General features: G+C 45.5%; 20 protein-coding genes. 10 read left to right on the top strand and 10 right to left on the bottom strand.

Annotated features, from left to right (window positions below; all coding sequences use genetic code 11):
• Positions 1-4 precede the first annotated feature (4 nt).
• From hemW to ruvC, 3 genes are read right to left on the bottom strand one after another with little or no spacing between them, the layout of a single operon-like run.
• The gene (gene hemW, locus BST85_RS00100) at positions 5-1,138 is read right to left on the bottom strand and encodes a radical SAM family heme chaperone HemW (protein ID WP_104811393.1); all 1,134 of its coding nucleotides are present in this window, start codon (positions 1,136-1,138) and stop codon (positions 5-7) included.
• Positions 1,138-1,884, bottom strand: a complete 747-nt coding sequence (locus BST85_RS00095; RefSeq protein ID WP_104811392.1) for a DUF3667 domain-containing protein — start codon at positions 1,882-1,884, stop codon at positions 1,138-1,140. The genes hemW and BST85_RS00095 overlap by 1 nt, the downstream gene beginning before the upstream one ends.
• The gene (ruvC, locus tag BST85_RS00090; protein WP_104811391.1) at positions 1,881-2,432 is read right to left on the bottom strand and encodes a crossover junction endodeoxyribonuclease RuvC; all 552 of its coding nucleotides are present in this window, start codon (positions 2,430-2,432) and stop codon (positions 1,881-1,883) included. The genes BST85_RS00095 and ruvC overlap by 4 nt, the downstream gene beginning before the upstream one ends.
• 45 nt (positions 2,433-2,477) lie before the next feature.
• On the opposite strand from ruvC, the gene BST85_RS00085 reads away from it, so the two are divergent.
• Genes BST85_RS00085 through BST85_RS00075 form a run of 3 tightly spaced genes read left to right on the top strand, consistent with a single transcriptional unit; the run spans position 2,478 to position 5,435 of the window.
• Positions 2,478-3,383, top strand: coding sequence for a hypothetical protein (locus BST85_RS00085; protein ID WP_104811390.1), 906 nt, complete (start codon positions 2,478-2,480; stop codon positions 3,381-3,383).
• Positions 3,380-4,516, top strand: a complete 1,137-nt coding sequence (locus BST85_RS00080; RefSeq protein ID WP_104811389.1) for a glycosyltransferase — start codon at positions 3,380-3,382, stop codon at positions 4,514-4,516. Before BST85_RS00085 ends, BST85_RS00080 begins: the two co-directional genes overlap by 4 nt.
• A gap of 43 nt (positions 4,517-4,559) precedes the next feature.
• On the top strand, positions 4,560-5,435 hold the full coding sequence (locus BST85_RS00075; RefSeq protein ID WP_104811388.1) for a hypothetical protein: 876 nt from the start codon (positions 4,560-4,562) through the stop codon (positions 5,433-5,435).
• Here BST85_RS00075 and BST85_RS00070 read toward each other — a convergent pair.
• The 3 genes from BST85_RS00070 to BST85_RS00060 form a co-directional block, all read right to left on the bottom strand.
• Entirely contained in the window at positions 5,430-5,915 is a 486-nt protein-coding gene (locus tag BST85_RS00070) for a hypothetical protein (protein ID WP_104811387.1), read from the bottom strand. The genes BST85_RS00075 and BST85_RS00070 overlap by 6 nt on opposite strands.
• A 102-nt stretch (positions 5,916-6,017) precedes the next feature.
• Positions 6,018-7,439, bottom strand: coding sequence for a M56 family metallopeptidase (locus BST85_RS00065; RefSeq protein WP_104811386.1), 1,422 nt, complete (start codon positions 7,437-7,439; stop codon positions 6,018-6,020).
• Positions 7,436-7,801 (bottom strand): BlaI/MecI/CopY family transcriptional regulator, encoded by a 366-nt coding sequence (locus tag BST85_RS00060; RefSeq protein ID WP_104811385.1) that lies wholly within the window; start codon positions 7,799-7,801, stop codon positions 7,436-7,438. Before BST85_RS00060 ends, BST85_RS00065 begins: the two co-directional genes overlap by 4 nt.
• 102 nt (positions 7,802-7,903) lie before the next feature.
• Between BST85_RS00060 and BST85_RS00055 the strand changes: the two genes are divergently transcribed.
• Positions 7,904-8,410, top strand: a complete 507-nt coding sequence (locus BST85_RS00055; RefSeq protein WP_342750367.1) for a DUF456 domain-containing protein — start codon at positions 7,904-7,906, stop codon at positions 8,408-8,410.
• Here BST85_RS00055 and BST85_RS00050 read toward each other — a convergent pair.
• Positions 8,407-8,961, bottom strand: coding sequence for a nitroreductase family protein (locus BST85_RS00050; protein WP_104811384.1), 555 nt, complete (start codon positions 8,959-8,961; stop codon positions 8,407-8,409). The genes BST85_RS00055 and BST85_RS00050 overlap by 4 nt on opposite strands.
• A 127-nt stretch (positions 8,962-9,088) precedes the next feature.
• Here BST85_RS00050 and BST85_RS00045 point away from each other — a divergent pair, with 127 nt between their 5' ends.
• The 4 genes from BST85_RS00045 to BST85_RS00030 are packed head-to-tail and all read left to right on the top strand — an operon-like array spanning position 9,089 to position 14,216.
• Positions 9,089-9,763: a TetR/AcrR family transcriptional regulator gene (locus BST85_RS00045; RefSeq protein WP_104811383.1), complete on the top strand. Its 675-nt coding sequence runs from the start codon at positions 9,089-9,091 to the stop codon at positions 9,761-9,763.
• 2 nt (positions 9,764-9,765) lie between these two features.
• Positions 9,766-11,433, top strand: coding sequence for a peptidase domain-containing ABC transporter (locus tag BST85_RS00040; protein ID WP_104811382.1), 1,668 nt, complete (start codon positions 9,766-9,768; stop codon positions 11,431-11,433).
• Positions 11,434-11,439: 6 nt separating this feature from the next.
• A complete protein-coding gene (locus BST85_RS00035) occupies positions 11,440-12,795 on the top strand; it encodes an HlyD family secretion protein (protein ID WP_104811381.1) in 1,356 nt (451 codons plus the stop codon).
• On the top strand, positions 12,792-14,216 hold the full coding sequence (locus tag BST85_RS00030) for a TolC family protein (protein ID WP_104811380.1): 1,425 nt from the start codon (positions 12,792-12,794) through the stop codon (positions 14,214-14,216). The genes BST85_RS00035 and BST85_RS00030 overlap by 4 nt, the downstream gene beginning before the upstream one ends.
• Here BST85_RS00030 and BST85_RS00025 read toward each other — a convergent pair.
• The 3 genes from BST85_RS00025 to BST85_RS00015 form a co-directional block, all read right to left on the bottom strand.
• Entirely contained in the window at positions 14,213-16,171 is a 1,959-nt protein-coding gene (locus tag BST85_RS00025; RefSeq protein ID WP_104811379.1) for a cytochrome-c peroxidase, read from the bottom strand. The genes BST85_RS00030 and BST85_RS00025 overlap by 4 nt on opposite strands.
• A 75-nt stretch (positions 16,172-16,246) precedes the next feature.
• Positions 16,247-18,097, bottom strand: a complete 1,851-nt coding sequence (locus BST85_RS00020; RefSeq protein WP_104811378.1) for an alkaline phosphatase PhoX — start codon at positions 18,095-18,097, stop codon at positions 16,247-16,249.
• A 323-nt stretch (positions 18,098-18,420) separates the two neighbouring features.
• The gene (locus tag BST85_RS00015) at positions 18,421-19,959 is read right to left on the bottom strand and encodes an FG-GAP repeat domain-containing protein (protein WP_104811377.1); all 1,539 of its coding nucleotides are present in this window, start codon (positions 19,957-19,959) and stop codon (positions 18,421-18,423) included.
• Positions 19,960-20,139: 180 nt separating this feature from the next.
• Between BST85_RS00015 and BST85_RS00010 the strand changes: the two genes are divergently transcribed.
• Both BST85_RS00010 and BST85_RS00005 read left to right on the top strand, forming a co-directional pair.
• Positions 20,140-20,589, top strand: coding sequence for a hypothetical protein (locus tag BST85_RS00010; protein ID WP_104811376.1), 450 nt, complete (start codon positions 20,140-20,142; stop codon positions 20,587-20,589).
• A 68-nt stretch (positions 20,590-20,657) separates the two neighbouring features.
• The coding region (locus tag BST85_RS00005; protein WP_146090604.1) for an aminotransferase class V-fold PLP-dependent enzyme at positions 20,658-21,306 on the top strand (649 nt) is incomplete at its 3' end.

The raw sequence follows: 21,306 nt of genomic DNA, 5'->3' as shown, positions 1-21,306 counted from the left end.
CTATTTAGTCCCCTAAATTTAACAAGAATAAACGGGAGGATATTCCATCTGTCAGGAATTTTCCTTTTCTGGTCACTTGCAAGATATCACCCTTGGTTTCCATCATGCCTTCTTGAAGCAGCGGACCAGCCATTTCCATTAAATGGTCTTTTATCTGTACTCCAAACTCATGGGCCACCTCTTCCAGATTTAAGCCAAATTGTGTTCTCAAACGCGTCATTACCATCTCATTGAACCGATCTACCTTGGTCAAGAGCTCACGCTCCAGAGGTAATTCCCCTTTCTGCAGAGATTGTATGTAATTTACATTATTGGCAACATTCCAACTTCGGCTGCTTCCGTCATAACTATGAGCTGAAGGACCAATACCCAAGTAGGGTTTCCCCATCCAATACCCAAGGTTGTTGCGGGAAAAATATCCCGGTTTTCCAAAATTGGAGAATTCGTAATTCTCATATCCTTCTTCTTGTAGTTCATCCAGCATTAATTGGTAATGGGCATCGGCTAACTCATCCTCAGGCGGCCTCACCTTTCCTTTGCGGATGAAGTAGTCCAATGCCGTGCCCTGTTCCACCGTCAATGCATAACAGGAAATATGTGGTACGTCCAGACCCAGGAAACGCTGAAGATTCTCTTTCCATCGGTCCATACCCATTCCAGGTACTCCGTAGATCAGATCCACACTGATATTATCGAAGTAGGGTTTTGCAAGTTCAATACAATGAAAGGCTTCTTCTGCATTGTGAGCCCGATTCATCCATTTCAGATCTTCCTCAAAAAAGGACTGAATCCCGATACTGAGCCGATTCACTCCAGCCCTTCTCCAGGCTATCAACTTGTCTTCGGTTATATCGTCCGGGTTAGCTTCCAGGGTGATCTCGGGATCATCGATCGTCTCAAATTGATCCCGAATCTGACTTAATATGGTATTTAATTCGTCTTCATCCAACAAACTGGGTGTTCCACCCCCAAAGTATATTGTTTCAAGAGGGCCGTTCAGCTCTTTTTTACGAAGTACAATTTCCCGCCTCATGGCTTCTATGAGTTCGGACTTCTTCTTTAGCGAGGTTGAAAAATGAAAATCACAATAATGACAGGCTTGCTTACAGAACGGTATGTGCAAATAGATACCAGACATCAGGAGGTACGAAGGCTAACGATCAGCAAAGAGATGGAAAACCCGATGATAAAATAGCCCATCATGGCCAAAGGAAATATGATCAATGACTTCACAGCTACCCAAAAACGTTTTACCGGGAAAAAGGAGACCATGGCATACATAAAATAGATCCACATGATCAACAGACCCAGATATTGAAAATTCACATCGACATACTGGATATAGAACATATTCAGGGTCACGATCAGGGTGTAGATTCCGATCATATAAAAAGACACGGCCACGTACTCTGCCAGGCTATACTTTTTCCAAAAGAACAACTTCAGACCCAAGGCCAGGGTAAGCACAAAGGCAAACAAGAAATTATTGATATGGGTCAGATAAAAATCCCGAGCCTCATTCAGGAGCATGGACTCGTCTGACTCCTGAACCTGTATGGTCTGATTGACAAAGGGATCATAATCAATTAGGAAACCAACAAATAGAAAGATAAGGGTCATCAGCACAAAGAAACTGACGGGCTTGTAATAGGTCTTCCTCCTGCCCGCAAGATAATCCCTCAGCATACCCCCAGGATTGACAACCAGCTTTTTGATGGTCACCCATAAGGGAGCGCTAACTGTAAACAAGGCGTCTGCGAGATCCTGGAAGGTCTCCCTAAAGGTTACCCTTCCAACTGAACTTCGTTGACCACAACTGCGGCAATATCGCCCTTCGACCTCTTCTCCACAGTTCTTACAAATTATGGATGGAGATTTACTCATTCTACCCTATCCTGATTCTGTTGCACAAAAGCGGCCCATCCCCCGTAGTTGGTGGTCGAGGTCGCCTTCCCGGCATTAAAGAAATGACAAACCGCTGCCGCCAGACCATCCGTACTATCCAGGTTCTTGGGCAGTTCCTTGAGGTCTAACAACTGCTGAAGCATCTTGGCCACTTGCTCCTTAGTGGCATTCCCATTACCAGTGATAGCCATTTTGATCTTTTTGGGGGAGTATTCGGTAATGGGCACTTCCCTGCTCAGACCAGCTGCCATGGCTACTCCTTGGGCCCGTCCTAACTTAAGCATGGATTGCACATTCTTCCCAAAGAAAGGAGCCTCAATCGCAATCTCGTCCGGTTTGTAGTGATCGATCAGCTCCAGGGTACGCTCAAAAATATGTTTGAGCTTCAGGTAGTGATCATCGTATTTTTTAAGCTGCAATTCATTGAGTTGCATCAGTTGCATCTGCTTGCCCCGCACCCGAATTAACCCAAAGCCCATGATGGTGGTTCCTGGGTCAATTCCTAATATGATCTTTTCCTGGCTCATGGAATAAAGGAGGGTCAATAAAAAATTGGCGTAAATTAGTTCTCTGTGAATGCCCTGCCCTACAAATCTAAGCAATATGGCTTGATCGCCATCAAACTGTGCCTACTTGGACTCAGCTTGTTCTATATAATCGGCAGAATGGATCAGGACATGACCTTGGGGCACGGATTCCTTTTGCTGTCTATGCCGATATTCTCTTTGCTGTTGATCATGGCAACACTCAATTGGACGCTGGAAGCAATAAAATGGAAGCTTGCTGTAAGCCCCGTTAGACCTATGAAATTGGTAGAAGCATATAAACAGACCCTCGCCGGATTAGCCCTCTCATTGGCAACTCCCGCAAGGATCGGTGATTTTGGTGTAAAGGCTGCCTATTTTTCTCCCTCCCAACGCCGATCAGTTCTGTTGAGCAATGGAATAGCCCATGGCACCCAATTCCTGGCTACACTTTTTTTTGGTCTGTTAGGACTTTTATTATCCTGGAACCTGATCCATCCTTTCCTGGCAACGGCTAATTTTTGGTTAGCCACAGGCATAATTTTACTAGCAGCAGCTTTGATCTGGCTAGTTTGGAAGAAAGGAGCCCGAATATCTATAAAGCGGAAAATTGCCCTCAGATCAAGCCTGTCGGTCCTAGGATTGTCCCTGATGCGTTATGTGTGTTTTAGTCTTATGTTCACAGTCCTAATGCAAATCCAAAGCATTGAATTGGGATGGACCCAAACCTTGTCCCTGATCTGGCTTACCTATCTGCTCTCTTCTGCAGTTCCTTCGTTCTTGATCCTGGATGTAGCGATAAAAGGCGGTGTAGCCGTTTGGTTATTCTCCTTGGCAGGTATAGCTGCCTGGCCGGTTCTGTCGGCCATTAGCCTAATGTGGCTTTTCAATATGATCCTGCCAGCATTGATCGGAGCTTGGTTTAGCCTGAGCTACAGACCCTCCCACCGATGATCTGGCTGCTTACCATCAGTGGAATAGCCTATCTTATGGTTTTGGTTTGGTTACTCATTGGAATCCGGTCCAGGATTCCATTAGCAGTGACGGAAGGCCCACCCCAGATCAGTTTTAGCATAGTCATTGTTTTTAGAAATGAGGCAAAGCGAATTGGCCCACTGCTCAAATCCCTGGCCAAGCTGGATTATCCCAGGCAATTGATGGAGGTGATCTTTGTGGATGATGATTCCGATGATAATGGAGCCGACCTGATCCGTTCTGAACTCCGCAATCTGGATCCTGATCTGCAATTTCGGATCATCGATAACCAGCGCAGCTCAGGTTCCCCAAAAAAGGACGCAATTACCCTGGCTATTGAAGAATCTGTGATGGACTGGATAGCTTGTACGGATGCCGATTGCATCTTAGCAGAAGCCTGGTTAAGTAACCTGGATAAGCATATCCGAGTACACGACCCAATTTGCCTATCTGGGCCCGTTAGCCTAAAGGCCAATTACAAATTACAGGAACAAGTTCAACTTTTCGAATTACTTGGCCTTCAGCAATTTGCCAGGGCCGGATTTGGTTGGAAGCGACCCATATTGAGCAACGGCGCCAATCTGGCCTACAAGAAACAAGCCTTTAGAGATGTTTCTGGATTTAAGGGGAACGACCAATTAGCTAGCGGAGATGATCAGTTCCTGGTGGAGAAGTTCTTTCATGTGAACGCTTCCAGATGTCAGATGATCGACCATCCGTCCCATATGGTCAGGACTTTTGCCGAAACTAGTTGGGGCGCTGTAATACAGCAGCGGGTTCGGTGGGCGTCCAAGCAACTGGGGAATGGCCCTCGAACATCAAGATCAATTGGTCTGTTACTGCTTGGAATCAACCTGATGCTGATCTTCGGATTCGCTTGGGCCGTTATAGGTGTTTTCAGTTGGAAGGCCTGGTTCGCTTATTATTTTTTCAAAACCCTGATAGACGGCTCAATTCTTTTGATCTCCTATCCGATTGCCAGGCGCGATCTTCACCTTTGGATGTTACCTATGATGATCCTGATCTATCCAGTTATCCTGCTTATTGTTGCCATTTCTTCGCTGTCAGGACAGTATCAGTGGCGGGGTCGCAGCTTTGACAAACAACCCTAGTCGAATTATTTGTTTACATTTAAACTAACCAAATCCAATTGTTATGCGACCTGCTCATCTATTTTTAGCACTGGCCATGTTGCTGTCTTTGAGCGTCTACGGGCAACAACAATACACCATTGAAGGACAGACACTTAACCTAAAAACTCAAGTAGAAGGCCAGCTTACCTTATTGTGGAATGTTATAGATGGAGAATACCGTTACTTCTCCAAGAAGGGAAATACTATTGTCCCCTTGGTCAATACCAAAATAGACAAGGACTACCAGGAGGAATACAAGACTGTGCTTGCCGATCAAACGGCGGATGGAGCGGTATCCGTCAATAACGTAAAGCTTACCCTCAGTAGTCTGACCAATTTCTTCAACACCTACAACTCCCAGATGGATTCCACCTTCGTTGCAGAAGCGGTAGGTTCTGAGATGGAGACCCGTTTGGGCGGATTCTTTGGCGTGAACAACAACATTTACTTCGTTAATCCGGATAATACCGCATTGATCATGGCCGGTATCGATTTTGAGATCCTGGAAAAAAACAAGTTAAGAAGGCATTCCCTGGTCTTCCAATTGCGGCAGCTGTTCTCCAATTCCAACTACGATTTCTCCTCTACACAGGTTTCGATGAACTACCGATTCAAATATGTTCAAACCGAAAGCCTGGATCTTTTTATCAACCTTAAGATCGCCGAATACACCTATATTGACAGGACATTGGATGCAGCCGATGTGAATGACGATCTAAGTACGATTGCAGGCTCAGGAGGAAGTTTTAGAAGTCCCCTGGCCTTTGGGTTGGGTGCAGACATTCCTGCAGGTAACGGTTTGATCACTGTTGCCTATAGCGACATCGTCGCCATTGCCATAGATAATAACGGCGAATTTCCAATCGATTTCTCCCTGGGATATAAATTTAGGTTATAAGGCTGTAGTCCGTATTGCCAGAGGTAAGGAGAACTCTGTCACAACAGGGATCCCTCTTTTCAGGGCTGGTTGAGGGGTAGGCAGCGATGAAATCCCTTCCTCCAATGTTCTTCGGAGCGCAGGTATCTGGCGCTCGGTCTCCTCATTCATCTGGATTCCTCTTAAACCGATCTGTCCTTGTTCGGATATACGGAGACTGATCAAGACCGTATCCTGAACCTCAGCAGAAACACTGCGATCCAGAAGCTTGACCTGCTGCTGTAAATGATTGCCAATCACGGACTGAAAGCACTCCAATTCCTTTTCACGGTCATCTTCGTCGGCCGGGCAGGAAGCGAATAAGGGAAATTGATCTACCTCTTTCCAATTGATGGCATCAACTTCTTCCTGATAGATCTCTTTGGAAGAGACCTTTTTAACCTCAAAATAATCACAGGACAAAAGCAGAAAGCTGACTAAAAGCAAGATAAAATACCGCATATACCGGAGCTTGTGTCCAAAGTACAAATTTCGGTCTAAATCGAAGCTTCAGAAAAGGGCATAAAAAAACCGGGACTGAATTGTCCCGGTTTCTCAGTGGTGCTAGTCTACTAGTTTATATAATATGGGTAAGCCCAATTGTACGGCGACGACCTTTCCTTGGTGTTCTCCGGGTGTCATATTAGGCACCTTGGCCATGGCATTCCTGATCTGATTCTCCAACTCGGGATGTCCTGCCTTTACAGCATTGACCTCGACATCACCTGTGGTTGTTATAGTAAAGCTAACTGCCATTCTTTGATCAGAATCGATTCCGGCTGCTTTGATGGCCTCCACATCAAAGTTGGCGATGATCAGTTCGGTCATTTTTACCATGAAACACTTTCTGGATTCGTCATTGCTCATATTTTCACAACCCGGGAAGATAGGCACCTGGTCGATATCCATCATACCCCTGGAATCTTTATACTTGAACTCATTGTGCATCTTGGTTCGAAGTTTCCCTTCTACCACATTGCCATTTTCGTCGGTGAAGTGGACTGCTTCTCCTCCTTCGTTCAGCACTCCGAAAAGCCTTTTACGGTCTTCCGGGCTTAGGTCTCCCTTCTCCTCTATGGCTGTGATCAATTGAGAAACCATATCTGATACCGGAGGATCTTCCTGAACCTCGGTCTCCTGGGTACAAGAGGTGTAAACCACTATGGCAGCCAAGAGTGGAATAAGCAATAAATACTTGAGCATGAATACCTTTTTTGATTGAGAGCGTTGTAACATAACTATTCGTTTTTTGATTAATGAATGATTGAAAAATGTATTGATGAATGATATTTTCTCCGTTCCAAAAACGGCACTTAGCAGTTGTTGGTAATATTGTTTCTTGTCGTTCTGACTGGCCACCAGGTGATCGGCTGTGAACTCCTGTAATTCGACCATCCGCTTCTGGTACAGATAGATCAGCGGGTCAAACCAAAGCACAACCCGCATCAATTCCATCACCATCAGGTCCCAACTGTGACCCTGCGATACGTGCACGCGTTCGTGCATCAATATGGCTTCAGACTGAGAGGGACTTAGCTGATCTCCTATAAATATGTTCTTGAAAAAAGTGAATGCCTTATCCGTTCCGGTAAGCCGGATCAGGTTGAATTCCCTACCACTGACCAATTCACCCTTTCTTCTCAGTTTCAGAATTCTGAATATTTTGGCCACCAGCACGGCCAAAGCAACGAACAAACCGGCTACCCAGAGGTAGACCAAGCCATTGGTCCAGTTGAATGAGTTAGCAACCGCGGCCTCTGAAGCTCCGGATTCGATAATAACAGCTGGCAGTTGGACGACATAGGTAGCGGGAATGCTCTCTCGTATGGCAGCCACTTGGATAAATGGAAGTAGAAAACTAAGACCCAAGGTTGCAAGAAGATAAACCCGATTCCATTTGAAGAAGGTCTCCTTTCTTAGGAAAAGATCATAGCAAACCAGGAACAACACCTGGAAGATGACAATCTGTAGTATATAATGTATCATGACTCTTCTGTTTTGTTGATCTCCTTAAGAATGGCCTCCAGTTCTTTTGTGCTGATATCGTTCTTCTTTACAAAGAAGGACACCATGCTATTAAAGGAGCCCTGAAAGTAGCCATCCACCAGTTTACTAATGCTTTGGTTGCTGTATTCTTGTTTCCCGATCAGTGGGTGATATATATGCCCGCGACCTTCCTTTCGATATCCAACAAAACCTTTACTCTCCAGGATACGGACTATGGTACTCACTGTGTTGTATGCCGGTCTGGGTTCGGGATAATGTTCTATCATGGTAGCCACATTCCCTTCTTGTATCTCCCAGAGGATCTGCATGATCTCCTCTTCTGCCTTGGTTAATGATTTCATCAAATTCTCATTTTCTGAGAGCAATATATAACTAAAATCTTAGTTTAAACTAAACATTTAGTTAAAATGTAACAAATTTCGAGTAAAATGGTCTAATGAGGCATGATGATCGACATCCTCTGCCTAACCCTGGGTTTCATTTTAATGATAGCTGGAATAATTGGTAGCGTCTTACCTGTGATCCCCGGAACCCCCTTGAGCTGGTTGGGTTTGATCATACTTTTTTTGTCTCCCTCCCTGCCCATGGACTGGCTGTTCATTACAGTGACAGGAGTTGTAGCAATTGCTATCTATATATTGGATTATATAATACCCTCTATCGGTACTCGGAAATTTGGAGGAAGCCGTGCCGGGGCAATCGGCACCTTTGTCGGGCTAATAGTCGGGATTTTTGCACCCATCCCATTTGGTGTACTTGTAGGCCCATTCCTGGGAGCACTTGTTGGGGAAATGGCCTTTAACAAGACCGGTGGAACACGGGCTTTCAAAGCCGCCTTCGGTTCCTTTATCGGTTTCCTCGGATCGACCTTCATGAAGTTGGTGGCTACGTTTATTTACCTGGGACTCTTTATTTACCAGGTTGTGGACAATTGGTCACTTTTCTTCTAGTACCAGTTCAGCTTTCCCTCTATTCCAGAGTGCCGTGCACCTTCTGGCAGTTCGCCGTCATAATGACCCAAATAAAAGAACCCTAAGCAGTTTTCGCCAGAAGAAAGAACGATATGATCTCCTATATGATCTTTTAGCGCCGGGCTACTCCAGTATCCACCAATACCCATACTATGGGCCTGTAACCAGATATTCTGAACACTCATGGCTGTAGCGGCGATCTCTTCCCATTCCGGAACTCGTTCTTCCGCATCCCTTTGGAAACAAATGGCCAAGATTGCACCGGCCTGTAATGGTTTCTCCCCTATCTTCTTTCTTTTGATCTCTTTGGGCTGATCCGTGATCCGATCGTAGGTGGAGACTAAAAAATCCGCTAATCGACGTCGGCTATCTTCTGAGTGAAAGATGTGAAAGCGCCAGGGTTCGGTCCGACGATGCGTAGGTGCCCAATTGGCAGCCTCCAAAATGACTTTTAATTCCTCCCTGGTGATAATTTCATCATTATACTGGGCCGGGTAAATGGCTCTTCGATTGCGAATAAGATCAAGCATAGGAACAGATTTTGGTTCAAAACTACGAATTGTAACTCTTGAAATTCAAGTAATTCTATTAACAATAAGTTAATTACTCTCTTAATTAATAGTAATACTATTATTATTGCATGGCAAAATATTAGTCATGGATCGATTACTGTCAAGTTTACGCTTCGCGATACACGAGAAACTGTATCTCAAGGACCCTGAAAGTTCCGAGTTGGGACGTCGGATACTTGAGCACAGCATACTGCTGTTTGATGAGATCGGTTTTGATGCCTTCACCTTTAAAAAGTTGGGTCTCAGGATCGAATCTAATGAAAGTTCAATCTATCGGTACTTTGAGAACAAACACAAATTACTTTTGTATTTGACTTCCAGGTATTGGGGATGGATAGAGTATCAATTGGTCTTCGCAACCAACAGCATTACTGATCCTCAGGAGAAACTGGTGAAAGCCATTGGCATTCTCTGTAGAACTACAACCCAGGATCAGGCTTTTACCCATATCAACGAGATCGTGCTTAACCGAGTGATTATCAACGAGTTCTCCAAATCTTATCTCACCAAAGAGGTAGATGAAGAGAACAAGGAAGGTTATTTTTCCATTTATAAGCGCCTGGTTCACCGATTGGAAGAAATGATACAAGGGGTAAATCCCGAATATCCCTTCGCCGCTAGTCTGGCGAGTACCATCATTGAAGGAGGGCTTTATCAGCAATTCCTGAAGGATCATTTTACTTCCATTACTAATTGCGACAAACTAACAACCGCCGTCGATTTCTTTACCCACTTAGCTCTAAACACCTTAAGAAAGTAATCATGGCAAAAAACTTACTAACGGCCTGGCAACGACTGGTTAACTTGCTGGCTTTAGATCGTAAAGACGTACTTCAAGTATTCTACTACGCGATTTTCGCCGGTTTGGTCAACCTCTCCTTACCCTTGGGTATCCAGGCCATCATCAACCTGATTCAAGGAGCTCAGGTGAGCACCTCTTGGATCGTTCTTGTGATTCTCGTTACACTGGGGGTGGCCTTCGGCGGGACGTTACAACTGATGCAATTCCGGATCATTGAAGATATTCAACAAAAGATCTTCACCCGGTCTTCTTTTGAGTTTGCGTATCGATTCCCCAAGATCAAAATGAGTGAATTGAGAAACTACTATCCCCCAGAGTTGGCCAATCGGTTCTTTGATACGTTAACTGTCCAAAAGGGACTGTCCAAACTGCTGGTGGATTTTCCCGCGGCCTTGCTGCAGATCATCTTCGGACTCTTACTGCTGTCCTTTTATCACCCCTTCTTCATTATCTATGGAATACTCTTGTTATTCCTCATTTATGTGGTCTTTAAGTATACCGCTGTTCGAGGAATGGATACCAGCTTGGTAGAATCTAAGAACAAATACAAGGTAGCTCACTGGATACAGGAAGTGGCTCGGTCTATTGTTAGCTTCAAGCTTTCCGGTAAGACCAACCTGGCCATGAACAAGAACGATAACCTGGTCGCTGAATACCTGGATGCCCGAGAAAGTCACTTTAAAGTGCTGGTGATTCAGTTCATTCAAATGATCGGATTTAAAGTATTGGTTACTGCAGGACTCCTGGCCATTGGAGGGATACTGGTCCTACAACAGGAAATGAACATCGGACAGTTCGTTGCAGCCGAGATCATTATCCTATTGGTCATCAGCTCTGTAGAAAAACTGATTCTTGGGTTGGAGTCGATCTATGACGTGCTTACCTCACTGGAGAAGATCGGCCAGGTGGTGGATAAGGAACTGGAGCCACAAGAGGGAGAGTACCCCTTCCAAAAAGATCAGGATTTCACCATCGAACTAAAGGATGTAGAATATGCTATACCTGAGGAGCAAAAGATCATACTATCGGATGTTGGGATGACGGTGAGTCCGCATTGTCGAATCCTGATTCAGGGAGGAAATGGTTCGGGTAAGTCTACCCTGCTACGATTGATGGCTGGGATCATCGAGCCCACAGCCGGCGATATCTATGTGAACGATGTCAGCCTGAAGGGTATTCACCGAAACTACTATCGATCCTATGTAGGGCAGTCCTTTACCGAAGAGTCTCCATTTGAAGGGACCATCTTGGAGAACATCACCTTTGGCAATGAGGCCGTAAGTATGGAGGATGTTCGCTGGGCGGTTAAGGAGACTGGCCTAATCGAATTTGTTAAGGCCCAGCCGCAAGGGTTAAAATCCATGATCTATCCTGAGGGCAAGCAAATTCCTTATACGATTTCTAAGAAGTTACTCTTGGCCCGCGGTATTGTTACCAAACCTAAACTATTGATACTCAGAGAGCCTTTGGATCAATTTGATCCGGAAGAGGCTAAGCGCATTATGGATTTCCTCACACATCCAAACCGTCCATGGGGCTTAGTGGTGGCCAGTAGAATTCCGGGTTGGACCAAGGGTTGTTCCCAGGTCCTGATGTTGGAAAACGGTAAACTAATTCGAAAAAAATAAGTTGCTATGTTGAATATTTCTAAAAACCCTGTTTACAGTCGGGTAGATCTGACCAAGTACAAGGCAGGACAGCATATTTTCAGCAAGCAGCACTTTCGCTATTTTAATCGCTTTCTGAGAGTGTTTGCGGGGATCATGATCGTGGTCCTGTTCCTCCCCTGGACCCAGAATATTACAGGAAGTGGTTTCCTAACCACACTGAAGCCAAATCAGCGACCACAGACCATTCAGTCTCCCATACCAGGACGGATCGAGATGTGGTATGTTCAAGAAGGTGATTATGTGCAGAAAGGTGACACCATCTTGCATATATCTGAGGTGAAGAACGAGTATTTCGACCCTCGATTGGTCGAGCGAACCGGTTTACAGATTGATGCCAAGGAAATGGCGGTGACCTCTTATGAAGAGAAGGTCAAGTCCCTGGATAATCAGATCGACGCCCTAAAGCGGGAGCGAACACTCAAACTGCAGCAAGCAAGAAACAAACTGCTACAGGCGGAGCTGAAGGTGGAGAGTGACAGCATTGATCTGGAAGCAGCCAAGACCAACCTGAGTATTGCAGAAAAGCAATATGAGCGGACGCAGGTGTTGCAGGAAGAAGGGTTGAAATCTGTGGTGGATGTGGAGCAGAAGAAGCTGAAACTTCAGGAGACCCAGGCCAAGTTGATCTCCCAGGAGAACAAATACCTGGCCACCCAAAATGAGGTGATCAATGCCCAGGTAGAGATCGACCGCACCAACGCCTCTTATATCGATAAGATCTCTAAAGCGGAGAGCGATAAGTTCACCGCTCAATCTAGTCAGTTTAATGCGGAGGTGGAAGTGACCAAATTGGAAAATCAGTATGCCAACTATTCCATGAGGACGGATCTCTATTATATCCGGGCACCTCAAAATGGTTTTATCAACAAGGCACTTAAGGCCGGGATTGGAGAGACCATTAAAGAGGGGGAGCAACTAGTTGGGATCATGCCTGCCAATGCCGAGCTGGCTATCGAGACCTTTGTTGATCCCATTGATATTCCGTTAGTGCACCTGGAGGAAAAGATCAGGATCCAATTTGACGGTTGGCCTGCCATAGTATTTTCCGGATGGCCTAATGTGAGCTATGGAACCTATGGTGGTAAAGTAGTGGCTATAGAGACCTTTATCAGTGATAACGGCAAATACAGAGTGCTTATCGCGCCAGATCCGGACGATCACCCTTGGCCAAAGGAGCTACGAGTAGGATCTGGTGCCAAGACCATTGCGCTACTGGACGATGTACCGATCTGGTTTGAGGCCTGGCGTCAACTCAATGGCTTCCCTCCTAACTACTATCAGCCAACGACAGCTCTAGCCGATAAAAGTGTAAAAAAATGAGGCTATTAATTCTCATATTGATCCTATACACTCCTCAACTGTGCATTGGCCAGCTTCAAGCTAGTGCAGCTGCCGAGGAGGATTCCATTGTTCTCGGTTTTAGGGAGTACCTGGGCTATGTCAAGAAATATCACCCCATAGCCAAGCAGGCCAACCTCACCATCGATGCCGCCCAGGCTAATCTGATGAAGGCACGAGGTGGGTTCGATCCTAAGTTGGAGGTCGATTACGATGCCAAAGAGTTCAAGGGTAGTGAATATTACGATCTTTTGAATGCAACCTTTAAGATCCCTACCTGGTATGGGATAGAGTTAAAGGCTGGCTTCGAACAGAATGACGGTGAATTCCTGAACCCGGAGAGAACGGTGCCGGATGATGGATTATTTAATGCCGGAATTTCCGTCTCTGTGGGTCGGGACCTGTTTATAAATGATCGCATGGCGACCCTAAGGAGAGCCAAACTGTTCCAGGAGCAAACTGCTGCAGATCAGCAACTGTTGATCAACCAACTGCTTTTTGATGCATCCCTAGCCTATTTTGATTGGGTCAAAGCTTATAAGGAAGCCCTGACCTATGAGGAGTTTCTCCAAAACGCGGAACTTCGACACAGAGCTGTGAGCCGTGCCGTTGAATTAGGGGCCCAAGCAGCCATAGATACCGTAGAGGCATATATCCCGGTTCAGAACAGGACTTTGAGCCTGGAGCAAGCAGGGATCAATTTGCGCAAAGCAGAACTAAACCTGTCCAACTATCTGTGGCTGGAAGACCAGGTTCCAGTGATTCTGCAAGAGACCGTCAAACCAGTTTTAGAACTCAATGGGGAGATCGATCTGACCCTTAGTATAGAAGAAAGGCCGCTCAGTGATATTCCCCTGGATGAGCATCCTAAACTTCGATCCATGCGCTTTAAGGTAGAGCAACTGGAGGTGGACCAAAAATTTAAGGCCAGCCGATTGTTGCCTGTCATTAACCTGGAGTACAATTTCCTGACCGAAACCCCAGACGTTGGAAATTCCTTCCAGGCGGCTAACTACAAAGGCAGGATCGAATTTGCCTTCCCCCTGTTCCTGAGGAAAGAAAGAGGAGATCTGAAACTGGCTAAGATCAAGCTACAGGACGCCAGCCTGGACCTGATTAGTGAGCAGTTCCGGTTGAGAAACAAGATCGCCCAGGTTTACACCGCTTTAGACTCTTATGTGGTTCAGCGAGGGTTGATCTCGGATATTGTTGTCAATTACGAGAGGATGCTCAGGGCAGAAGAGCGCAAATTTGGCGTAGGAGACAGTTCCCTCTTCCTGATCAACGCCCGGGAGACCAAACTGATCGACGCCCAGTTGAAGGAGATCGATCTGGAGAATAAACTGTTCATGACTAAGGCCAAGCTTTTCAATACCATGGCTTTACCTGGTCAGAATATCTAATCGAAGCCAACGACACGTCGTCCATTGAGACGCTGCTGACTAAAATCCTGTGGCAATTGAACGTGGTTGTCGTAAACGGTAGTGTCCGAAAGAGCCTTCATGAATGCAATGATATCCGATATCTCCTGCTTCGTTAGACCAAGTGGGTCGGGAGCGAGCGTCTGATGCTCCAGTGATATGCCACGACCAGCCCCTCCACCTTCATTGTAGAAGTCCATAACCTCCTCTAAACTCGCAAACACACCGTTGTGCATATATGGCCCTGTCTTGTCAATATTTCTAACCGTTGGAGTTTTAAAAGAACTCACGAAGAACTCTGCAACTTCCCGCATATTACCATTGGAGATTCGTCCCCTATCGTCGTCTAAAACAAGAGGGGTGTTTTTGTCATTTGGAACACCCAAAACTTCACTTTCAGATTCTACATAAAGTGGAGGAACTGTCCCGGAAAACAAGGGAGCGAAGTGGCAGGTTGCACATGCAGCTTTCCCTGTGAAAAGGTTAAATCCTCGTTTAATTTCAGCCGGCAAATCTTCTCTTTTTCCCTGAAAATACTGGTCCACCGGACTGTCAAACGAATTGAGGCTCATAACATAGGCCGTCAACGCATAATCAATATGGTGATTCCTAATCTTTGACCTTGGGTCTTGGAAAATGGCTTGGAAGCGGTCTGCGTATTTCGGACTTTTATTTAATTTATCAATTATGCTGGCATAATTGCTGTCAAATTCGTCCTCGGAAAAAACGACGTGTTCAAATTGGTCCTCCAAGCGTTTTACGCGCATATCATGGAAATAGCCAGAAGCATAAACGGCATAATTAAGTGTCATGGAGTTGCGCTTTAAAGGATGACCTGTATTGGAAATACTAGTTCTCATCCCGTCTGTAAAGGCTTTTTCCGGTAAGTGGCAACTCGCACAAGACATCCGATTGTCACTTGAAAGTATAGGGTCAAAGAATAACAACTTCCCCAACTCCTCCAGGTCGTCAACCTGATCGCTGTCTTCCAGGCTCACATAGTAAAATGGATTGAGGAAATTTTCAGAAAAGATATTGTCCTCTGTATAATTAACGGCTAATGGAAAGCGGGAGACCTCTTCAATGGTTTCATAGTCCAAGGCGAGATGAACTTCGAGCAAGCTGGCATATAAAGGTTGAGCATATTCTTTGATGAATTTTAACCGATCAAAGTTTTCAAATCCTTTTTTCCTGGTCTGACGTCCAGCCTGATCAAAAAGATTATTGACTTTTTTGAACATTTGTTGCTGTTTCACGTTCTCCAGTTCATATTCGTAATATTGAAAGGACTGTTGCAATGAGTTTAATACTGTATATGTATCCGAAATGCCCATGGTTGTTCCTGGAGTGTCAAATCCGGTAATCCCTAAGGTGACCATACGGATTATAGCCTGACGGCAAGCCTCAAAGAACTGACGATCAGTGAGTCTCCTATCCTTAGAGAAGGCTATTACGCTAGTTGCCCCAGTGGATAATTTTTTTGACTGAGAAACCAGGTCATCTAATACTGCAGATAAATCCTCTTCCGCCATCAGCTCGTCGATCACCTGTAGTCCTTTTGGTTGGAGTATGTTGAAGTCGGCTACTTTCGGTTCTAATTTGGGAAGTGGAGCTCCATTAAGCACCTTATCATAGGCCTCCTTATCCAGATATTCCAAGACGAACTCTACTTTTTTGAAGCTAGTTCGCAGCGATTGGTAGGAATTTCGCAGGTCCTTTTCAAGGATTTCTTCTGTGCTGAAGTCCTTAACCGCATTCTCAAATCTTACCAATTCACGTTCAAATCGTTTTAGATCCAATTTGAATTGCTGATTGATCTGTCCGATTGCTTTTTGGGTGTAGGTGGCTGGTTGCTGTTTAATGACCGGTCGGCTCACAAGAATAAGCAATGATGAAATAAATAAACTACCAACCAATAATAAGGAGTCCGTTCGCATGTTCCGAAATTTTTGCTAAAAAACCGGACGTTCACAAGGAACGTCCAGTTCTTACTTAAAACATATATGAGAAAATTACTTCACTAGTAGTTTCTTGCTATCGCCGTCAGCAGTCTTCAGCAAGTACATCCCCGTTTGCAGTCCACCTATATCGATCGACTTCACATCGCGATAAACAGCAATCCGTTTTCCGGTTATGTCATACAAAGCAACATCGACCACTTTGTTAAAGTAGACTATTCGCTCTGTAGGATTAGGATAAGCTATAAAACTATCGTCACTCACATCTCCAAAATCCGGAGCGGATAGCGTTTCGATTGCACCCGAATCATCAAACCCGGTTATGGCAAAGGTCAGGGAGTTGTTGTATGGGAATGGATTGGCACCATCAGGGTGCTGAGAGTTAACAAGGATTGATTTGCCATCTAGTGTGGCACAAGCTCCGGTGATCTCAGCTCCACGTGGCGTCTGGGTCAGACGGATCAGATCGTCTACAGTTGGGTTCTCAACTTCCATATCCAGTAAGTACAACTCGCACATCCTGTCGTCAGGATACTCTGATGGAGTTCGTCCAAAAGATGTTCCGTTGAGGTCTTCCTGAACAAGCATGTAGGTCTTGTCTTGTCCAGCCACGTTTACGTAAAGCATGTTCAGCCCGTCAGGGTTTGACAGATGCTTCGCAGGATAATCAGCCAAATCCGGACTTTCCGCAAAATAAGGACCCGCTTCCAGGAATATAGAAACCTCTCCGGTAGCTGGATCAAATTCCAATACACGTCCATAGTAATCCCAGTAGGCATCATCTCCAGGACCTGTAGCTCCTTGGTCTGCTGCACGCTGGATGTGGTGAGGAGCGTACACGGCTCCTTCGGCCTCTTCGTCTACCCATCGAGAGGCAGGATTATCACGACCGGTTTCTGTCATATAGATCTTACCTGTATTCTTGTCGATGGTTACCCATTCCAAACGGTTAAACATGGTCGCACCAGAAGAAACAGCTTCGTCCTTAAAGTTCAACATTTTGTCAAAATCAGCATTGTTGATCAGAACCCATGGCTCTCCCGGATTGTCGTGTTTGTATACATAGGTATCACCTTTGGTGAAATCGCCTGGCTCATCAGCTACGAATTTTGTAAAGAAACCTGGTGTCGCATCTGCGCCTAGGTAAGCCGTTTGATTGTCTGCAGCAATAGTTCCTCCTTCAAAAGGCTGACGTCCCCAGTTGTACTGCTTGCGAACGGCTTTAGCCTCACGAGGATCGATCTCTACCATCCAGTTGAAGTTCTGGTACTTAGGAATGGTTTGGAAATTGGCGGCATCGAACTCAGTATATTTGATGACGTAGTCTGTGGTGTCCCGTACTCCGTTGCCATCGTCGTAAATGTCATCATTGCTGTTTCGGAACCACTCTTCGGCGGTCCAGATACGACCATCCACTATGGAGTTGATCCCCCCACAGTTCATCCCGGTTTCTCCAACATTGCTGAAATCAACATTGAAGAAATCTCCAGAACGACCATCAGACAAAGTCTGGGGAATAACGTATAGTTCGTCGTTACCAGGATCGCGGCCCAAAAGGAAGGCAGTCATTCCCCCACCGTCACCAATCTTGTCGTCGGCAGTGATGCGTTCGTGGTTAATGGATACCCATCCGAGGGCGTTAGGATCGTCCACACAATCCTCTGCGGTAAGAGGAGTAAATCCAATGAAATCGTGCCACTGTTTGGCAGGAACAGCTTCATTTTCTCCCGTTTGAACAAGATCCTCCCCTCCTATAAATAGGACTTGATATTGAAATGGAGAAGGGGGAACCACTACTTCGGTGGCCTCCCAGTCGATTTCAACCACTCGGGATGGAAATTCGTTTTGCCCAACCAATGTCAGGGTAAAGGCAAATAACATTAATGATAGTACTTTAATTTTCATGCGTTTAGTTTTAGTGTTTGATTATAAACCATCGTAAAACTAATCGCGCCTTGTTAGCGAAAACTATTTTGACTTTAAAAAAAAAGTAAGCTGAATGTTAGGAAGTTTAGGACAACGTTAACTGATATCGATATACGTTCAACGTTAATTTACAATTCTGTAATACAGCGTATTGTAGTCTACGAAGGGTAAATCCGACAGTCATATTCCATAAATGCCTGCCACTGCTGAATCGGCATTTCTAAAAAGGGGTGTGCCAAAGAATTCAAAAGCTGTAACGACAGATCATCGATCAATTTATTTAGAAGCCTTCTAAACAGCATTTAACGGGATCTGTTCTTTAAAACGATGAAAGGAATGCCTTTTTCTACCCATTTTTCAACATAACCCAGTTTAGGCACTACCTCAAATGCCAAGGAGCCAAGTACAAGATCTAAGTCTCCATCTTGGTCATAGTCTGCAGCGTCCATGACCACCCATCGTCCTGCATTCACCTGTTCAAAGGTGGAGGCACTGAATTCACCTTTCTCGTTCTCGAAGTACACAAAACCCTCCTCCGGAGTGTTCACCCAATCCGGAAAGAAGGAGATGGCCGCAATATCCGTGTCCCCGTCCAGGTCAAAATCCTCTACAACTGCATTGTAAGCCCCGTTGAGATGCAGGAAAACCTCCTGCCGAAAATTGTTCTGGCCATCATTGATGAAAATATAGACCCCATGCCAGGGTTTCATCAATGGTTTGTAATCTGCATTGTCCCCCGCTGTGAAGACTATATCAGGGTAACCGTCCTTGTTGTAGTCGATCAGGTTCATAAAGCTGCTTCCCATGGAGGGACTGAATTCCAATACACGCTCCCTTCGAAAATTTGCCCGGCCATCGTTGTAAAAGATGTCTATTCCCTCCGATCCTTGCGCAAAAAGTGCGACTATATCTAGTTTGCCATCCCCATTCATATCCTTTATGTAACTCTTTATTGCACCTGGTGTGTTGTGGAGAACGACCTTTCGGTATTCCCCGTCTTCCATGAGATGTAAGGAAAGGGCACCGGTCCATTTGCCAAACTCAGCTACTACAACATCTTGGTCACCATCACCATCCATGTCCCCGAAACTACTGTGGACGGGACGCTGGAGCTCTGTGATCGGGACAGATGCATTCTCCCCTGTCGTCTTAGGCAGCGTCGCGATAAGACCTCTTGGAGCATCTGTGGGCGAAAAGCTACCCATAACCGTTAACCAAAATCTTTCGCCATCGTCGAAGAGGCTTACTGCACCTTCCTGTACGTTACCGGTAGAACGTAATTGAAGATCGGAACTAAACACCGAGAAGCTCCCGGTCATGGCATCCCCGAGATAAATTGAACCATCGGGTGCAAAATTGGCCATAGTGGAACTGGGCACCCGTACCTTCTGGCTTGGAACGATCAGCTCGAATCGATCAAGGTCCATGGCGATCGGCAGTTTGTCAGGTTCCGCAAGTTCCAGAGGTGCATTCTTCAGATAGTAATCGACTATCATTTCCCAATCGAGGCTGTCGATGGTTCGTTGGGCAGGAAACAAGTTGCTTCTTCGCACAATTTCTCCACCTTCGTTCTTCTCGAAAAGGGCCTCTCTCTCCTCCTGCGAGTTATAGATCCCAAACATATAGCCCATTCTGGGAAGCATGAATTCTTCCCAGGTCTCCTTGTCCAGTGTCGATGGTGGAGGGTATTGATGGCAGGAGGCGCAGTATATCCGTGAGAGTGATTCACCGGTCACCTTCTCGGAAACGATTTGCTTATCCTCTGATCTTGATCGGCCCTCATCCTTACAAGCGGTAAAGACAAGAGTTATTGCGATCATCATGGTATATGCTGGTCTCATTCAGTCAAAATTTAACTTACGAATCAAAACCTTTCTATCTCTGAGGGCAAGATTTAGGAGTTATTAAAACGTTACTATACACTCCTACTGTAAGATAATACGCGTCCTACTCCCTAATAACGAGGAACCTACGTTTATTTTCACTAACTTAACTGGTACAATTCTAAACACCACCTGACCATGAAAAAGCTAAGCATCATTCTGTTTGTTGTTGTGGTATCGGCAATTCTACTGGCTGCGGCAACCCATGAAACACCCACTCATGATCCCCGTTTACAGGGTGTCTGGGAATTAGAAGACCAATATTTCTATGAGAACAACGAGGTGGTGGACACCGCTGCCAATATGCACGGCTATAGGCAGGTTAAAGTCTACAGCCACAGCAAGGTCATGTGGACCCGGTACAACCCCAAAGATACCTTGGAATGGTTTGGGTACGGTTCCTATTCCATAGCAGATGATTGGTTGGAAGAAAGGATAGAGTACGGGTCCAATCCCATGATGCAGGCTATTGACACCATTACGGTCTTTCGGTTTGAACTGGAATTCGAAGAAGGCCGATTCCGGCAGATCGCCATGGACAATGACGGAAATCGTTATTTCTCGGAAAATTATAAAAAGATCGACTAAGTCGGAATTCATAAATAGAAAGCAACCTTCGGGTTGCTTTTGTTATATTTAAAACAAACAATCCGACCATGAAGAAGCGTGAATTCTTAAGATCCCTGGCCCTGGCAGGAACGGGCCTGCCTTTGCTTTCCCTGGATCTCCCCAACTGGACAGCAGAGATACCAGCTAATGACAAGTTGCTTTACGCCGATGAGGACTTCTGGGCCAAGATCCGTTCCGATTACAAATTGAAACCGGATTACATCAATCTGGAAAGTGGATATTACAACATCATCCCTCAACCTACCTTAAAGAAATTGCAGGAGCACATTGAAATGGTCAATTATGAAGGCTCCTATTATATGCGGACTGTTCAGTGGGAGAACAAGGCCAGGATGGCCAGCAAACTGGCTGAGGTCACAGGTTGTAATTCCAAGAACCTGGTCATTACCCGCAATACCACCGAATCCCTGGATATGATCATCAAAGGTTTCCCTTGGAGGGAAGGTGATGAGGCTGTATTCGCCTTACAGGATTACGGGGCTATGAAAGATATGTTCGCCCAAGTCTCCAAGCGCTACTCGGTAAAACTCAATACAGTCTCGGTTCCTAACCATCCGAAATCTGATGAAGACATCGTGGGACTTTACGAAAAAGCGATCACCGAGAAAACCCGTCTGCTGATGATCTGCCATATGATCAATATAACCGGGCACATTCTGCCTGTGAAAAAGATCT

The sequence above is a fragment of the Aureitalea marina genome (assembly GCF_002943755.1).
GTDB lineage: Bacteria > Bacteroidota > Bacteroidia > Flavobacteriales > Flavobacteriaceae > Aureitalea > Aureitalea marina.
The sequence above is the reverse complement of the archived record's forward strand: the minus strand, read 5'-3'. Positions and strand labels throughout refer to the sequence as shown.

Excerpts from the sequence above, each read along its gene's own strand:
- hemW (WP_104811393.1), bottom strand. The coding sequence starts at position 1,138 with ATGTCTGGTATCTATTTGCACATACCGTTCTGTAAGCAAGCCTGTCAT.
- BST85_RS00095 (WP_104811392.1), bottom strand. The coding sequence starts at position 1,884 with ATGAGTAAATCTCCATCCATAATTTGTAAGAACTGTGGAGAAGAGGTC.
- ruvC (WP_104811391.1), bottom strand. The coding sequence starts at position 2,432 with ATGAGCCAGGAAAAGATCATATTAGGAATTGACCCAGGAACCACCATC.
- BST85_RS00080 (WP_104811389.1), top strand. The coding sequence starts at position 3,380 with ATGATCTGGCTGCTTACCATCAGTGGAATAGCCTATCTTATGGTTTTG.
- BST85_RS00075 (WP_104811388.1), top strand. The coding sequence starts at position 4,560 with ATGCGACCTGCTCATCTATTTTTAGCACTGGCCATGTTGCTGTCTTTG.
- BST85_RS00070 (WP_104811387.1), bottom strand. The coding sequence starts at position 5,915 with ATGCGGTATTTTATCTTGCTTTTAGTCAGCTTTCTGCTTTTGTCCTGT.
- BST85_RS00065 (WP_104811386.1), bottom strand. The coding sequence starts at position 7,439 with ATGATACATTATATACTACAGATTGTCATCTTCCAGGTGTTGTTCCTG.
- BST85_RS00060 (WP_104811385.1), bottom strand. The coding sequence starts at position 7,801 with ATGAAATCATTAACCAAGGCAGAAGAGGAGATCATGCAGATCCTCTGG.
- BST85_RS00055 (WP_342750367.1), top strand. The coding sequence starts at position 7,904 with ATGATGATCGACATCCTCTGCCTAACCCTGGGTTTCATTTTAATGATA.
- BST85_RS00050 (WP_104811384.1), bottom strand. The coding sequence starts at position 8,961 with ATGCTTGATCTTATTCGCAATCGAAGAGCCATTTACCCGGCCCAGTAT.
- BST85_RS00045 (WP_104811383.1), top strand. The coding sequence starts at position 9,089 with ATGGATCGATTACTGTCAAGTTTACGCTTCGCGATACACGAGAAACTG.
- BST85_RS00040 (WP_104811382.1), top strand. The coding sequence starts at position 9,766 with ATGGCAAAAAACTTACTAACGGCCTGGCAACGACTGGTTAACTTGCTG.
- BST85_RS00035 (WP_104811381.1), top strand. The coding sequence starts at position 11,440 with ATGTTGAATATTTCTAAAAACCCTGTTTACAGTCGGGTAGATCTGACC.
- BST85_RS00030 (WP_104811380.1), top strand. The coding sequence starts at position 12,792 with ATGAGGCTATTAATTCTCATATTGATCCTATACACTCCTCAACTGTGC.
- BST85_RS00025 (WP_104811379.1), bottom strand. The coding sequence starts at position 16,171 with ATGCGAACGGACTCCTTATTATTGGTTGGTAGTTTATTTATTTCATCA.
- BST85_RS00020 (WP_104811378.1), bottom strand. The coding sequence starts at position 18,097 with ATGAAAATTAAAGTACTATCATTAATGTTATTTGCCTTTACCCTGACA.
- BST85_RS00015 (WP_104811377.1), bottom strand. The coding sequence starts at position 19,959 with ATGAGACCAGCATATACCATGATGATCGCAATAACTCTTGTCTTTACC.
- BST85_RS00010 (WP_104811376.1), top strand. The coding sequence starts at position 20,140 with ATGAAAAAGCTAAGCATCATTCTGTTTGTTGTTGTGGTATCGGCAATT.